The 15192-nt window shown below is 68.3% G+C and carries 13 protein-coding genes; 3 read left to right on the top strand and 10 right to left on the bottom strand.

Annotation, left to right across the window (positions count from 1 at the left end; all coding sequences use genetic code 11):
- Positions 1-126: 126 nt before the first annotated feature.
- Positions 127-2685, bottom strand: a complete 2559-nt coding sequence (locus ACFWMR_RS12355) for an ATP-dependent Clp protease ATP-binding subunit (protein ID WP_005165370.1) — start codon at positions 2683-2685, stop codon at positions 127-129.
- 359 nt (positions 2686-3044) lie between these two features.
- Between ACFWMR_RS12355 and ACFWMR_RS12350 the strand changes: the two genes are divergently transcribed.
- The gene (locus ACFWMR_RS12350) at positions 3045-3863 is read left to right on the top strand and encodes a (2Fe-2S)-binding protein (protein WP_378378412.1); all 819 of its coding nucleotides are present in this window, start codon (positions 3045-3047) and stop codon (positions 3861-3863) included.
- Here ACFWMR_RS12350 and ACFWMR_RS12345 read toward each other — a convergent pair.
- Positions 3860-4441, bottom strand: a complete 582-nt coding sequence (locus tag ACFWMR_RS12345; protein ID WP_378378411.1) for a TIGR03086 family metal-binding protein — start codon at positions 4439-4441, stop codon at positions 3860-3862. The two genes, ACFWMR_RS12350 and ACFWMR_RS12345, sit on opposite strands and share 4 nt — an antisense overlap.
- A gap of 145 nt (positions 4442-4586) precedes the next feature.
- Between ACFWMR_RS12345 and ACFWMR_RS12340 the strand changes: the two genes are divergently transcribed.
- Positions 4587-5432, top strand: a complete 846-nt coding sequence (locus ACFWMR_RS12340; protein ID WP_378378410.1) for an AraC family transcriptional regulator — start codon at positions 4587-4589, stop codon at positions 5430-5432.
- 6 nt (positions 5433-5438) lie between these two features.
- Here the strand turns inward: ACFWMR_RS12340 and ACFWMR_RS12335 are convergent, their stop codons facing one another.
- Positions 5439-5792, bottom strand: coding sequence for a histone-like nucleoid-structuring protein Lsr2 (locus ACFWMR_RS12335; RefSeq protein WP_005165380.1), 354 nt, complete (start codon positions 5790-5792; stop codon positions 5439-5441).
- A 151-nt stretch (positions 5793-5943) separates the two neighbouring features.
- The gene (lysS, locus tag ACFWMR_RS12330; protein ID WP_093937976.1) at positions 5944-7455 is read right to left on the bottom strand and encodes a lysine--tRNA ligase; all 1512 of its coding nucleotides are present in this window, start codon (positions 7453-7455) and stop codon (positions 5944-5946) included.
- A gap of 96 nt (positions 7456-7551) precedes the next feature.
- On the opposite strand from lysS, the gene ACFWMR_RS12325 reads away from it, so the two are divergent.
- Complete coding sequence (locus ACFWMR_RS12325; protein WP_378378409.1) at positions 7552-8325, top strand: class I SAM-dependent methyltransferase; 774 nt, start codon at positions 7552-7554, stop codon at positions 8323-8325.
- A 328-nt stretch (positions 8326-8653) separates the two neighbouring features.
- Here the strand turns inward: ACFWMR_RS12325 and ACFWMR_RS12320 are convergent, their stop codons facing one another.
- The 6 genes from ACFWMR_RS12320 to ACFWMR_RS12295 form a co-directional block, all read right to left on the bottom strand.
- Complete coding sequence (locus ACFWMR_RS12320) at positions 8654-9433, bottom strand: type III pantothenate kinase (RefSeq protein ID WP_378276636.1); 780 nt, start codon at positions 9431-9433, stop codon at positions 8654-8656.
- Positions 9434-9437: 4 nt separating this feature from the next.
- Entirely contained in the window at positions 9438-9932 is a 495-nt protein-coding gene (gene panD, locus ACFWMR_RS12315) for an aspartate 1-decarboxylase (RefSeq protein WP_007028536.1), read from the bottom strand.
- 12 nt (positions 9933-9944) lie between these two features.
- Positions 9945-10853: a pantoate--beta-alanine ligase gene (panC, locus tag ACFWMR_RS12310; protein WP_093938589.1), complete on the bottom strand. Its 909-nt coding sequence runs from the start codon at positions 10851-10853 to the stop codon at positions 9945-9947.
- Positions 10850-11785 (bottom strand): Rossmann-like and DUF2520 domain-containing protein, encoded by a 936-nt coding sequence (locus tag ACFWMR_RS12305; RefSeq protein WP_378378439.1) that lies wholly within the window; start codon positions 11783-11785, stop codon positions 10850-10852. Before ACFWMR_RS12305 ends, panC begins: the two co-directional genes overlap by 4 nt.
- A 135-nt stretch (positions 11786-11920) precedes the next feature.
- Entirely contained in the window at positions 11921-13090 is a 1170-nt protein-coding gene (locus tag ACFWMR_RS12300) for a PrsW family intramembrane metalloprotease (RefSeq protein ID WP_378378408.1), read from the bottom strand.
- Between the two features lie 28 nt (positions 13091-13118).
- Positions 13119-15188, bottom strand: a complete 2070-nt coding sequence (locus ACFWMR_RS12295; protein ID WP_378378407.1) for a DUF6779 domain-containing protein — start codon at positions 15186-15188, stop codon at positions 13119-13121.
- Between the last annotated feature and the right edge of the window lie 4 nt (positions 15189-15192).

Raw genomic sequence — 15192 nt, 5'->3', positions numbered from 1 at the left:
CGTGATTGGACACGGAACTCACGTGATTGAAGGCGGAACTCGCGTGATCAGAGGACGACACGGCCCCGGACGCGAAAGTGCCCGCCGCGGCAAACCCGCGACGGGCACTTTCAGAACCAGAGAGCCTTACTCGCCCTCGGCTTCACCGTTCTCTTCGGTCGAGCCGGCGCCGATGCTGACCGGCGGGGCATCCGGGACCGACGAGGGACGGGCTTCGCCACGGAAGACGAAGTGCGCCTTGTCGTCCTTCTCGCCCTCTTCGTCGTTCCAGCCTTCGACGTCGACCAGGATGATCTGCCCGGCCTGGACCTCGCCGAACAGGATCTTCTCCGACAGCTGGTCCTCGATCTCGCGCTGGATCGTGCGACGCAGCGGCCGCGCGCCCAGCACCGGGTCGAAGCCGCGCTTGGCGAGCAGCGACTTGGCCTTGGGCGTGAGCTCGAGCTCCATGTCCTTGGCCTTGAGCTGCGTCTCGACCCGGGCGATCATCAGATCGACCATCTCGATGATCTGTTCCTTGGTCAACTGGTGGAAGACGATGATGTCGTCGATCCGGTTCAGGAACTCGGGCCGGAAATGCTTCTTCATTTCCTCGTTGACCTTTTGCTTCATCTTCTCGTACCGGTTGGTGCTGTCACCGCCGGACGAGAACCCGAGCGAGACGGACTTGGAGATGTCCGAGGTACCCAGGTTCGAGGTGAAGATGAGCACGGTGTTCTTGAAGTCGACCGTACGACCCTGACCGTCGGTGAGACGGCCGTCTTCGAGGACCTGCAGGAGCGTGTTGTAGATCTCCTGGTGGGCCTTCTCGATCTCGTCGAACAGCACCACCGAGAACGGCTTGCGCCGCACCTTCTCGGTCAGCTGGCCGCCCTCTTCGTAGCCGACGTAGCCCGGAGGGGCACCGAAGAGCCGCGAAGCGGTGTAGCGGTCGTGGAACTCGCCCATGTCGATCTGGATGAGCGCGTCGTCCTCGCCGAAGAGGAACGCCGCCAGCGCCTTGGACAGCTCGGTCTTACCGACACCGGACGGACCGGCGAAGATGAACGAACCGGAGGGGCGCTTCGGGTCCTTCAGACCGGCGCGGGTACGACGGATCGCCTGGGAGACGGCCTTGACCGCGTCCTCCTGGCCGATGATCCGCTTGTGCAGCTCGTCCTCCATGCGGAGCAGACGCGTGGTCTCCTCCTCGGTGAGCTTGAACACCGGGATGCCGGTCCAGTTGGCGAGGACCTCGGCGATCTGCTCCTCGTCGACCTCGGCGACGACGTCGAGGTCGCCGTCCTTCCACTGCTTCTCCCGCTCGCCCTTCTGGCCGAGGAGGGTCTTCTCCTCGTCACGGAGGCGGGCGGCGCGCTCGAAGTCCTGCGCGTCTATCGCGGACTCCTTGTCCCGGCGCACGTCGGCGATCTTCTCGTCGAACTCGCGCAGGTCCGGCGGCGCGGTCATGCGGCGGATGCGCATCCGGGCGCCGGCCTCGTCGATCAGGTCGATCGCCTTGTCCGGGAGGAACCGGTCGTTGATGTAGCGGTCCGCCAGGGTGGCCGCCTGCACCAGCGCGCCGTCGGTAATCGAGACGCGGTGGTGCGCCTCGTACCGGTCGCGGAGGCCCTTGAGGATCTCGATCGTGTGCTCGAGCGACGGCTCGCCGACCTGGATCGGCTGGAAGCGGCGCTCCAGCGCGGCGTCCTTCTCGATGTACTTGCGGTACTCCTCGAGGGTGGTCGCGCCGATCGTCTGCAGCTCGCCACGGGCCAGCATCGGCTTCAGGATCGACGCGGCGTCGATCGCGCCCTCGGCGGCACCCGCGCCGACGAGCGTGTGCAGCTCGTCGATGAACAGGATGATGTCGCCGCGGGTCTTGATCTCCTTGAGCACCTTCTTGAGGCGCTCTTCGAAGTCACCGCGGTACCGGGAACCGGCGACCAGGGAGCCGAGGTCGAGGGTGTAGAGCTGCTTGTCCTTCAGCGTCTCGGGGACCTCGCCCTTGACGATGTTCTGCGCGAGCCCTTCGACGACGGCGGTCTTGCCGACGCCGGGCTCGCCGATCAGGACCGGGTTGTTCTTGGTGCGCCGCGACAGCACCTGCATGACCCGCTCGATCTCTTTACCGCGGCCGATGACCGGGTCGAGCTTGCCTTCGCGGGCCTGGACGGTCAGGTTGCGGCCGAACTGGTCGAGCACCAGCGACGACGACGGGGTGCCTTCACCGCGTCCGGAGCCGGTCTCGGTCGACTCCTTGCCACCCTGGTAGCCCGACAGCAGCTGCAGGACCTGCTGACGCACCCGGTTGAGGTCCGCGCCGAGCTTGACGAGCACCTGAGCGGCGACGCCTTCTCCCTCGCGGATCAGCCCGAGCAGGATGTGCTCGGTGCCGATGTAGTTGTGGCCGAGCTGCAGCGCTTCGCGCAGCGACAGCTCCAGCACCTTCTTGGCCCGCGGGGTGAAGGGGATGTGCCCGCTCGGGGCCTGCTGCCCCTGGCCGATGATCTCCTCGACCTGCTGGCGGACGCCCTCCAGCGCGATGCCCAGCGATTCCAGCGCCTTGGCGGCGACACCTTCACCCTCGTGGATCAGACCCAGGAGGATGTGCTCGGTGCCGATGTAGTTGTGGTTGAGCATCCTGGCCTCTTCTTGGGCCAGGACGACCACCCGCCTCGCGCGGTCGGTGAACCTCTCAAACATGTGCACTCCCTCGACTGCTGCGACGGCGGCCCGTTTCCATCGTGCTTTCACCGCGATGGATTCAGCACCGTGAGACCACTCTAGTAGCCATGCGGTCGCGCTGGCGTACCACTACGGCTGATTGCGGCCCGTTCGCGCCCTGGCCGTTCTCCGGCCGTGCGCTCTTTCATCTTCCGGTTGCCCTGCACCTTTACGTCAAGCACAACGTGCGAACGCGCACGCGGATTCCGCCGGATGCGCGTTGTCCGCTGAGCGCGAACACGGTCCGCGAGCGCGAGTCCGCCCAGTGGATGGACACCCGTCCGGAGTAGTCACGGATCGCATGTAAGGTTAGGCGAACCTAATGACGGGAGGGCGACGTGTCGCGTCACCGTGTGCTCGCGTCCCCCGAAGACGGGCTCCGTGCCTCCCTATCACGGCTGCCGGAGGACGCCCGGGTCCGCGCGGACATACCCGAGGACGAGCCGGACTGGGTCCGCTGTGCCGATCTACTCGGCGAACCGGCACGGCTTGTGCGCTGGCGGGAGCGGCTCGGCGGCTGGCTGGCCGCGGAGTACCCGGAGGCACCCGGCGTCCCCGAGCGGACCCCGGCGAGCTGGATCCTGTCGTGGTACCTGCACGTCCCGGCGTTCGCCGGCGCGATGCTGCTGCACCACGCGCGCCGCGTCCCGTCGCTGGCGCCGTCCGCGCTGGCGTTCCGGATCGGCGACGGACGGCCGCATCCCGACTCTGTCGCCATCCTCGGCGGCGGCTTCCACTGCTTGCCGACCGACCCGGGCTCGGCGCGCCGGGAGGCCGTCGTCGTTCCCGACGAGCGAGCGCTGGCGACGGTGCTGCGAGGCAGGTTCGTCGCGCACGCGAGCCGGTTCATCGACGTCTACGGACCGCTGACGAGGCTCGGGCGGCGGCAGCTTTGGGCGGCGGCCACGGACGCGCTCGACAACGCGCTGTGGTCGGCGGGGCGGCTGGGCGGGACCCCGGAGGCCGAGGGCGCCGGGGTCGCGGACGCCGCGCTGGTCCTCGAATCGCGGTTCCCGCCGCTGACGTCGGCGTCGAAGCTGAGGCTCGTGCCGGGAGTGGACGGGCGCCGCGAGTGGACGAGAAACCGCGAAAGCTGCTGTTTCTCCTATCTACTGCCCGCGGAATCGGAATGCGGCGGTTGTCCGCGAATCCGTTAAAGGGTCCAGGCGGCATTCCGTCCTGTCGCACCCAAAGCGCGTTCGAAGGCCGTTGCGCCTTCCGCAACGGTGACTTCTTCGCCGTAAACCTTCATCGAGCGTGCCTGCTCGCCCATGGCGACGGCGGACACGTACACGGCCTCGGCCGCTTCGGGTGCAACGTCGATGGTGCGGCCGAGCGCGCGAGCGAGATCCCAGCCGTGGAAGACGAACTCGCCGAGCACCATGTCACCGACGATCGATGCGGGCATTTGCGCCGTGCCGAGCGCCGTCATGCCCTGCCACGCTTCAGGCGTGACGAAGACGTCCACGAGCCGGGCGGTCTGCCGTTCGGCCACGTCGAGCCAGCCGGGGCCGACGAGGGCCGCCTCCGCCTCGCCCGTGGCCACCTCGGGCGGCGGCGCCTTGCGTCCGGCGGCTTCGAGCCAGGGACCCCAGTAGAGAAGGTGGTTCAGCAACGCGCGGACGTCGTACTCGGCGCACGGGGTGCGGGCGGCGAACTCGGTCTCGCCGATCCCACGCAGGATTCCGGCGAATTCCGCGGCGGCGGGGGCGATCAGGGCGGCGTGTTCGGACATGGGGGCATGAGTTCACGGGAACGGCCGCGCCGTCTTGAAAAAACGCGACAAGGTCCGGCCTCGTGAGTGGTGAGGCTGGTTCTAACCAGCCTCACCACTCACGAGACCACCGGACGAATCCGCCTGACAGGGCTAAGTTGAGCCGGTGAGCGGGCACCGGATCCCGGCGGGGATCGTCAACGCGCGGGAAGCGAGTGCGGCGTTCGAACTCGTCCGCCATCCGCCGTCGCCGGAGCTGCGGCCGTTCGTGGACCACCACTGGGTGCTGCGCTGGGATCTGACCGGCCGCCCGTCCCATGAACAGGTGGTCCTGCCCAATCTCGCGGTCAACGTCACGTTCTTCCGCGACGCGGCCGGCGCCTTCGGGCCGGGGAAACGCCCTTTCCGCTACGTCGTCGCAGGCACGGACCACGGTATCGGCGTTCGATTCCGGCCGGGGGCATTCCGGGCATTCCTCACCGGTCCGGTCACGATGATCTCCGGTGGTTCCGTTCCGCTCGCCGATCTCTTCCCCGGCGCCGGACCGGTGACGGAATCGGTACGGAATGCGACGGACGACTTCGAAATGGTCCGCCGGTGCGAGGAACTGCTCCTGGCGAAACGCCCCGTGCTCACCGCCGCGGCCAAGACGGCCATCGAAGCGGTGGAAACAATCGCCGCGGAACCGGCGATTACCCGGGTCGGCGAGCTGTCAAGCCGGACGGGTCTGTCTCAGCGAAGTCTGCAACGACTGTTCGCCGACCATGTCGGCGCCGCCCCCAAATGGGCGATTCAGGTATACCGATTGAACGAAGCGGCGGCACGGATCGCCGCCGCGGAACGGCCGGACTACGCGGAACTGGCGACAGCGCTGGGCTATAGCGACCAAGCGCACTTCATCCGGGATTTCCGCTCCGTGACCGGATGGGCGCCCACGGAGTACGCCCGCTTGAACCGTGTACAAGAACAAGAAAGCCGCCGGGAACAGTTTCCCGGCGGCCGTCAGGTCTGAAAGACCTCAGTTCTTCTTGTGGTAGGCCTCCACGACCTCGGACGGGATACGTCCACGGTCGGAAACCTGGAAGCCGTTCTTGCGGGCCCAGGCGCGAATGGCCTGGTTCTGCTCGCGGTCCACGGTCGCGGGGCGGGCGGCGGCCTTCACGCCGGCGACCGGACGAATGGCGGTGCGCTTACGGCCACCCGCGCGACGGGCGTGCTCCACATACTGGGCCAGCGCGTCGCGAAGCTCTTCCGCGTTTTCCGCGGAAAGGTCGATCTGGTAGCTGACACCGTCCAAACCGAACTCGACGGTCTCTTCCGCCTCAGTGCCGTCGAGGTCGTCAACGAGCGAGACGAGCACCTTCTGTGCCATCTGTTTCCTCCTGCTGGGGGCTTACACGAATGATCTGGTACGGGGCATGCCCCGGACAGAAGACTTTGTCTAGCGACATTAATACCCGCTACCGAGACATAACGCAAATCTCGTTTACGAGAACGATCGAGGTATCTGTCACGCGGACGGGTTATTCAGGGCGTACGAGCGGGAACAGGATGGTCTCCCTGATACCAAGGCCGGTCAGCGCCATCAGCAACCGGTCGATCCCCATTCCGACACCACCGCTCGGCGGCATTCCGTACTCCAGGGCACGGAGGAAATCCTCATCGAGGTTCATGGCCTCACTATCACCCTGCGCACCCAGCCGAGCCTGTTCCACCAGACGCTGACGCTCGACCACGGGATCGACCAGCTCGGAGTATCCGGTGGCCAGTTCGAATCCGCGCACGTACAGATCCCACTTCTCGGCCACCCCCGGCTTGCTGCGGTGTTGCCTGGTCAGCGGGGATGTCTCGACCGGAAAATCACGGACAAAAGTAGGTTCGTGGAGATGATCGCCGACGAGATGTTCCCAAAGTTCTTCGATGATTTTGCCGTGGCCTAACTTTGGGTCGAGCTCCAGCTCGCGCGCTTCGGCATAGGAACGAAGCTTGTCCACCGATGTCTCGGGAGTGACCTCTTCCGACAACGCCTCGGACAACGACTCGTACATTCCGAGTGTGGTCCACTCGCCGGACAGGTCGTACTCCGAACCGTCGGCGAGAGTGACCACCTGAGTACCGAGAACGTTCTGCGCCGCCTCCTGGATGAGCTGACGCGTCATCACCGCGTTGGAGTCATAGGTCGCATACGCTTCGTAGTACTCGAGCATGGCGAACTCCGGCGAGTGGGACGAGTCGCTGCCCTCGTTCCGGAAGTTCCGGTTGATCTCGAAGACCTTCTCGATACCGCCGACCACGCAACGCTTGAGGTAGAGCTCCGGAGCGATCCTCAAGTACAGATCGAGGTCGAAGGCATTCGAATGCGTGACGAATGGCCGCGCCGCGGCGCCACCGTGCAGCGTTTGCAGCATCGGGGTCTCGACCTCGAGGAATCCCCGGCCGTGAAACGAGTCACGCAGGGAACGCAGCACACCGGCCCGGGTACGGACCACGTCCTGGGCCTTGGGGCGCACGATCAAGTCGACATAACGCTGCCGGATCCGCGTTTCCTCGGCCAGCTCTTTGTGCGCCACGGGCAACGGGCGCAATGCTTTCGACGCGATCCGCCAGGAGTCGGCCATCACGGAAAGCTCACCGCGCTTGGAGGTGATGACCTCGCCCTCGACGAATACGTGATCGCCGAGATCGACATCGGACTTCCACGCCGCGAGCGCGTCCGCGCCCACCTTCGCGAGGCTGATCATCGCCTGCAACTCGGTGCCGTCGCCTTCGCGGAGACTCGCGAAACACAGTTTGCCGGTATTGCGCATGAACATGACGCGGCCGGTGACGCCGACGATCTCGCCGGTGGCCGTGTCGACGGGGAGGCCGGAATGCTTCTCGCGCACTTCGGCCAGCGAGTGCGTCCGGGGCACCTCTACCGGATACGGATCGATACCCTCCGCGATTATCCGGTCGCGCTTGTCCCGGCGCACCCGCATCTGTTCCGGCAGGTCTTCGTCGGGGCTCACGCCCTCGGATGCGGGGATTTCAGTCATGGCGCACAGCGTACGAACCCACGGGTTCCCTACGCCAACCGGATTACCTTTTCCGCGTCCGGGCCGGTGGGTTTTCTCTCCATTAACCTGGATCGTGTGAACTCATCCACTCCCGGCATCGAACCCGAACTGCACGCACGCCGCGCCGCCTCGTTCGGCGCGGAGGCCGCCGCCTATGCCGAGCACCGGCCCGACTATCCGGAAAAGGCACTGGCCTGGGCACTGGACGGCGTGAAGGGAACACCGGAACGGGTCCTCGACCTCGCCGCGGGAACCGGCAAGGTCAGCGAGGGCCTGCTCGGGCTGGGCGTCGCGGTCACCGCGGTCGAACCGGACGCCCAAATGCTCGGACAACTCACCAAGACGCTTCCCGCCGTGACACCGCTCATCGGGACGGCCGAGCGGATCCCGCTGCCGGACGCCTCCGTGGACGCCGTGGTCGTGGGCCAGGCCGTCCACTGGTTCGACCTCGACCGGGCCTATCCGGAGATGGCCAGGGTGCTGAAACCGGGCGGAGTCGTTGCCGCGCTGTGGAACCACGACGACGAATCGGCGGCCTGGCTGGCCGAGTTGAACACGCTGATCAAGACCTCGATGAGCAGGCGCTGGCTGAGCGACTACGAATCGCTACCGGAACACGAGGCTTTCGAGCCGTTCGAGAAGAAGACTTTCGGTCACAAACAACCCAGGACGGCGGAAACCCTGGTGGCGACTCTCGCCACGCATTCGCACATGCTGGTGGCCACGGAGGAGGAACGCGAAGCCAAACTCCGCACGGCCCGGGAATTCCTCGACCGGAACCCGGAAACCGCCTCGGGGGAATTCGACCTGCCGATCACCACCACGGTCTTCCGCGCCGGTAAACGATGACCGACTGGAAGGCGTGACTCGCGTGATCGAACCCGGAACTCGCGTGCTTGAAGCCGTGACTCGCGTGATCAGGGCCGTGACTCGCGTGCTCGGAGGCGGATCTCACGAGTGCGGGGTCCAGACACGCGAGTGACGGCTCCAAGCACGCGTGTCACGGCTTCAAGCACGCGTGTGACGGGTTTGAGCACGCGTGTGACGGGTCACGGACAGACGCCCACGGAACCAAGGCCTCATGACGCGGAGAGTTCCGCTGGTCGCCGCCCGCTGACGCCTCGCGTTTAGTCCTCTGGATGAGGTAGTTGCACACGCAAGGACCGCATCCAGAGGACTAAACGCGGTGGTTTCGTTCGTAGACCAGCCGCAGGCCCAGCAGCGTCAGATCCGGCACGTGCTCGGTGATGGTCTCCGATTCCTCCAGCACCAGCGGTGCCAGGCCACCGGTCGCGATCACCGCGACCGGCTCCGTCCCGCCCGGGGAGAGCTCGCGCTCGATCCGCTTCACCAGGCCGTCGACCTGGCCGGCGAAACCGTAGAGGATGCCGGATTGCAGGCATTCCACGGTGTTCTTCCCGATCACCGACCTCGGCGGCACCAGTTCCACCTTGCGCAGTGCCGCGGCCCGCGCGGCCAGGGCGTCGACCGAGATCTCGATACCGGGCGCGAAAGCGCCGCCGAGGAACTCGCCCTTGGCGGAGATGGCGTCCACATTGGTCGAAGTGCCGAAATCCACCACCACGCAGGCGGTCCTGGGGTGCAGATGGTGCGCGGCCAGAGTGTTCACCAGCCTGTCCGCGCCCACCTCTTTGGGATTGTCGACCAGGAGCGGCACACCGGTGCGCACTCCCGGCTCGATGACGATCTTCGGCAGTTCGGCGTAATACCGCGAAAGCATGACGCGAAGCTCCCGCAGTACGGCGGGAACCGTCGAAAGCGCGCTGATCCCGGTGATCGCGTCGGCGTGCGGGCCGAGGAGCCCGCGCATGGTGAGCGCGAGCTCGTCGGCGGTTGTCCGCGCGTCGGTGCGCATACGCCAGTCACCGATGAGCTCTCGGCCGGAGTACAGCCCCAGAACGATGTTGGTGTTGCCGACGTCGATCGTGAGCAGCAACGACTCAGCTTTCGGCGTGCAGCAGCGCGTCGAGACGGCGGGCGTCGGCGGTTTCGGCGACCGGGAAGGTCATCGTGTCGTCGTCGGCCAGCGTCACGGTTCCGCTCATCAGACCGGATCCCTCCGGCGCGTGCCCGGGGTTGGCGCCCTTCTCGACGATCCGGTTGTCCGCGTCGACGAAGACGACCCGCGGCCGGAACGCGGCCGCCTCGGCGTTCTCCATCTGCGCGTACGAAATCAGGATCACCAGGTCGCCGGGGTGCACCAGATGCGCCGCGGCGCCGTTGATGCCGAGCACCCCGCTGCCGCGTTCGCCCGCGATCACGTAGGTCTCGAGCCGGGCGCCGTTGGTTACGTCCACAATGGACACCTGTTCGCCCGGCAGCAGATCCGCCGCGTCCATCAGGTCCTCGTCGACGGTCACCGACCCGACGTAGTGGAGATCGGCCTGGGTGACCGTCGCCCGGTGAATCTTCGATTTCAGCATGGTGCGGTACATCGTGGACTCTCCCTATTCCCCTGCGTCCAGCGCGTGTTCCGGATGGTCCGCGGCGGCGCCGAGCACCACGCCGACGTTGTCGATCAGCCGGGTACTCCCCACCCGGGCCGCGATCAGCAACCGCGCTTCACCGTCGACGGGCGCGGGCCCGAGGTCGGTTCCCCTCAATTCCAGATAGTCGATCTCGACCGCGGGCCGCGCGGCGAGGGTCTGCCTGGCGGTCGCCAGCACGGCTTCCGCTCCGTCGCGCCCGACGAAGGCACCCGCGGTGAGTGCCGCCGACAACACGATCGCGTCCTCGCGCTGCTCAGGGGTCAGGTAGACGTTGCGCGAGGACAACGCCAGCCCGTCGCGTTCCCTGACCGTCGGCACCCCGATGACGCGGGTTTCGAAGTTCAGGTCACGCACCATCTTCTTGATCAGCACCAGCTGCTGGTAGTCCTTCTCCCCGAAGAAGGCGTAGTCCGGCCGCACGATGTTGAACAGTTTCGCCACCACGGTGAGCACGCCGGCGAAATGCCCCGGCCGCACCGCTCCCTCCAGCTCGTCGCCGAGCTCGCCCGGGTGCACCGTCACGGTGGCACCCTCGGGATACAGGTCCGACGCCTTGGGCAGGAAGCCCAGTTCGACGCCGTCCTCCTTCAGCACTTCGAGGTCCTTGTCCAGCGGACGCGGGTACGCCTCGAAGTCCTCGCCTTCCCCGAACTGCAGGGGATTCACGAAGATCGATGTCGCGACGACGGTGTTCGGCAGCCGCTTCGCCCGGCGGATCAGCTCGCGGTGTCCCGCGTGCAGGGCGCCCATCGTGGGCACCAGCGCGACCTTGCGGCCGACCCCGTGCAGGGCGCGCGTCACCTGGCTGACCTGCTCCGGCGGCTGGAAGGTGTGCAGCGTGCCTCGGGCGAATTTCGGTGTGGTCACTGCTTTTGCTGCCCTTCGGCGGGATCTGCGGGATCGGCGGGATCACTGAGGAGTTCCGTGAGCTCGGCGGCGGCCGAGGCGTCCAAGAGCCCGGCGGCGTCGCCGCGCGCCAGCGTGCGCTTGGCCAGCGCGCGATAGCTCGGGACGATGTCGGGGCCACGTTCGGCCAGCACCGTGAGGTGCTTGCGCACGGTGCCGAGATCACCACGGGCCACCGGCCCGGTGAGCGCCCGGTCCCCGTGTCGCAGAACATTATCCAACGCCGCCGACAACAACGGAGCCACCACGCGTTCGGGCTGGGCGATTCCCGCCTCCCGCAACAGTTCCGCGCAGTCGGCGACCAGTGTCATCAGGTGGTTCGCGCCGTGCGCCAACGCCGCGTGATAGAGCGCTCGCGCTTCGTCAGGGACCCGGACGGGCTCCGCGCCCATCTCCACGGTCAGCGCTTCACCGACGTTCCACGCCGCTTCGTCACCCTCTGTCGCCGTGACGCCGACGCTGCACGCGGCCAGCCTGTCGAGGTCTTCGGCGCGGCCGGTGAAGGTCATCACGGGGTGCAGGGCCAGCGGCAGCGCCCCGGCCTCGGCGGCGGGCGCGAGGACGTCGATGCCGTGCGCCCCGGAGGTGTGCACGACGATCTGTCCCGGGCGCAGCGAACCGGTGGCGACGAAACCGCGCACCATCCCGGCGAGCGCGTCGTCGGGCAGGGCCAGCAGGACGAGATCGGCACGACGGGCGACCTCGTCGGGCGGCAGGAGGGGGACGTCGGGGAGTAGTTGCTCCGCCCGGCGTACCGAAGCGCTGGAAAGGCCCGATGCGGCGACGACCGTGTGCCCGGCCCTGGTGAGCGCGGCGCCGACGACACTGCCGACCCGGCCGGCGGAGATGACGCCGACGGCCAGTCGAGCGGGCCTCATCATGGCGTGCGCCAGTGGACGCTCATGGTCGAAAACTCCTCAACTCGTTCCAGTCCCGCTCGGCAATCGCGGGTACCAGACGACGGCGCGAGGGTAACCCTCCGGCACGCGTCTGAAACGGCCCTCGTGACCAGCTTCACCTGACAGTGGTCACCCGCGCGGCGCGCCGTCGGCGAGCCGCACGGCCTCCGCACGCGACGTCTTGAGCACTTGAAGCAGCTCACGCTGCCGCTGTTTCGCCTCGTCGGTGAGCTTCCGGCCGCGCCGCAGGAACGCGAGCTCGGTCACGCTGGCCTGGTAGCGGCCGACAGCCTTCGCCGCTTCCCGGCCCGACTGTTTCCTCGCCTGTTTCCGCCACGACCGCCGTCCGGACAGGCTGGCCAGCAGCGCGACCTCGGAGGGGGCGATCCAGCGCGCGTCGACCATCATCGGCAACGCCGCCGCGACGATCCGCTGCTCGCGGCGCCGCTGCATGACCACCACCGAGAAGACCCCGATGAACAGCGGCACCATGATCAGGAAGTACACGTTCAGGAAGGTCTTGGCGCCGCCGAGCAGCGCGGCGCCGTTCCACAGCGCGTGCAGCAGCACCGCGACGACGTAGCCGCCGATCGGCGCCAGGATCCGCAACGAGCGGACCTTGGTGCTCGCGGCGACACCGAGCCCGATCCCGGTCATCACGGCGAACAGCGGATGCGTGAACGGCGAAAGCACGCCGCGGAGGAAGAACGCCGCGAGCACGCCCGCGCTCGTGCCGTCGCCGAAACCGTGCTCGGCGAAGGCGCGGCCGAAGTAATAGATGTTCTCGGTGAAGGCGAAGCCCGCGGCGGTGAACCCGGCGTAGACGATGCCGTCCACGACGCCGTCGAACTCGCTCGGGCGGCGCCACCACAGCAGGAGGATGAAGGCTGCCTTCGCGGCCTCCTCGACCAGCGGCGCGGAGATCAGGCCGCTGATCTTGCCGCCTCCGCCGCTGCCGAGCAGCAGGTCACCGACGGCTTCGGCGCCGCTGTTGAGCAGCAGCGCGATGATCGTCGCGACGCACGCACCCCAGACGAAGGACAGCAGCAGGAGCTTCGGCGGTTCCGGTTCCCAACGGTCGACCCACAGGAACGCGGTGACCACCACGGCGACCGGGACGAGCGCCGCGAGCACACCGATCGTCACGGCGGGCAGGCCGACCTTCTCGGTGACCGTGCCGAAGACGAACAGTCCGCAGAGCGCGACGGCGATCAGCCCGAGCACCGGCAGCAGCACGGTGATCGACCGGGACCGGCGGGCCCGGTCGGGACCGGGTGCCGGGGAGGAAGGCTCGCTCACAGCGGGTCACCCTACCGTCGGTACGGGGTCAGTCTTCGGCACGCCGCCTGCGCCGCGGGGTGGACTCGTTCGCGCCGTTGGCGGCGAGCAGGTCCATCACCGACCGGCCGGACGCGTGCGAGCCCGCCGCGGGTGTCTCCTGATGGCTGTGCGAGGACCCGTTGCGGGACGGCGCCTCGTCTTCGTCCGGCTTCGACCGCTTGCCGCCGTGGCGGCCGCCCGACTCGGCGCCGTTCTGCCAAGCCGGGGGTTCGCCGTCCGGGCGGCGGCGACGGCCGCCCCCGGTGGGCTCCGGGACGCTCGGGGCCGGGGTGAGCGAGACCGAGGAGTCCTCCGACGCCCGGCGACGACGTCCGCCGCCGCCGTTCTGTGTCACGCGGATCTCTTCGGGCAGCGTCGGGTTGACCGCGGGCGGCTCCGCCGCGGGCGAGCCGTGCCGCGACGGCGCCTCGGCGGCCGGACGGCGCACCGGTTCGGGCTCCGGCGGCCGCGCGGGCTCGGGACGGCGGACGGGCTCGGCCACGACCGGGATCGACGGCGGGGTCGGCGGCTCCGGGTCACGACGTGGTTCAGGGCGCGGCTCGGGACGCGGTTCCGGCCTCGGCAAGGAGGCCGACTGCTGCGGCTTGGGGCGCAGCCGGTCCTGGAAGTCGTCCTTCCTGGGGAACGCGGCGCTCAGGTCGGAGACAGGCCGCTCCTGCGTCCACGACGGCTTCCACTCGCCGGTGGCCTCCATCGGCTCCGCCGCGGCGGCGGGCTTGTTCGCGGGCGCCGGCGTGCCACCGGCCGGGCGGGATCGCTCGACCGGCTTCATGCCCGGCCGGGTCAGGCCGAGCTCGCGGTTCGGCCGCGGACGGTCCGGCTCGACCTTCTTGACCGGCTTCGCCTGCGCGGCGGGCTTCACCGGCGGCGTCTGCGTGCGGGTCGGCTCGTCCGGCCGCGGGGCGGGCGGACGCTGTACGGTGCCCGCGTCGAGGCGCTGCTGCAACGAAGCCTGCTGCGGGCGGCGAGGCGGTTCGGCGCGCTGGGGCTCCGGACGCGGCGGCTCAGGGCGCTGGGCTTCGGGACGCTGTGTTTCCGGGCGCTGCGCTTCGGGGCGTTGGGGCTGCCGGGCGACGGTGGGCATCGACGGCTGCGAGACCTCGGCGCGCGAGATGCCCGGCATCGACGGGCGGGACACCTCGGCCGGGGTCACCGGCGGCGGGGTCTTGCGCCGTTCGTCGACCCTCGGCATCGGCCGGGAGATCTCGGCGGGCGACATCCCGGGGTTGGACATTTCGAGCCGCTCGCGACGGGCGGCTTCGGCGGCGAGAGCCTCGGCGGCCTTCGAAGCGCGGGCGTCCGCCTTGCGCATGCTGCGGCGCGTCGATTCGTCGGCAGGCTTCGGCCGCTGGACCTGACTGCTCTGGCCGTACCCGCCTGCACCGTTGACCTGGCCGTTCGCCGGTTTGCGGCGGGCGGCGGGCGGGGTCCCGGCTCGGGCGGCCGCGGGTTCGAGGACGCGGTCGATCATCTCGGTCGGGCGTTCTCGCTCGCGTTCACGCTCGTCGACGTCGATCGTGGTGCTGCTCTTGGCCGCCATCAGCTGGGGCTTGCCGTTGCCGTTCTCGGCCCCCGCGCTCATCAGCTGCTTGTTGTCGAGGGACCGCATCCGGGTGGCCTGCGCGGTGAGCGCGACGCGTTCGAGAAGGACCTCGCCGCCGAAGAGCGACTGGAGGCTTTCACGCAAGGCGCTCACCTCGGCTCTGAGCGCTTCGAGCTCGTCGTGGGAGCGGGTCTCGGCGGCCTGCCGGTTCTCCGCTTCCATCTCCAGCTCGAACTCGCGGCGGGCGGCGATCTCGCGTTCCAGTTCCAGCTCGTAGACGGCCTGCGCCTCGGCGACGGCGTCCTCGCTGTGGGAAACGTGTTTCCGGTAGCGGACGGCCAGGAACGCACCGATCAAGGCGGCCCACAGCGCCGCGACGATCCCCAGCCGCAAGTAGCGGAGGTCGTCGGAAAGCACCAATGCGAGAGTCGCGCCGACGGCGAGAACCAAGCCGACGACAAGCCACGGCCTACCCGCAAGGCGGCCGCGCGAGTCGTCACCCACCCCGGTCATGCCC

The sequence above is a fragment of the Amycolatopsis thailandensis genome, from assembly GCF_042723255.1.
Lineage (GTDB): Bacteria > Actinomycetota > Actinomycetes > Mycobacteriales > Pseudonocardiaceae > Amycolatopsis > Amycolatopsis thailandensis.
The sequence above is the reverse complement of the archived record's forward strand: the minus strand, read 5'-3'. Positions and strand labels throughout refer to the sequence as shown.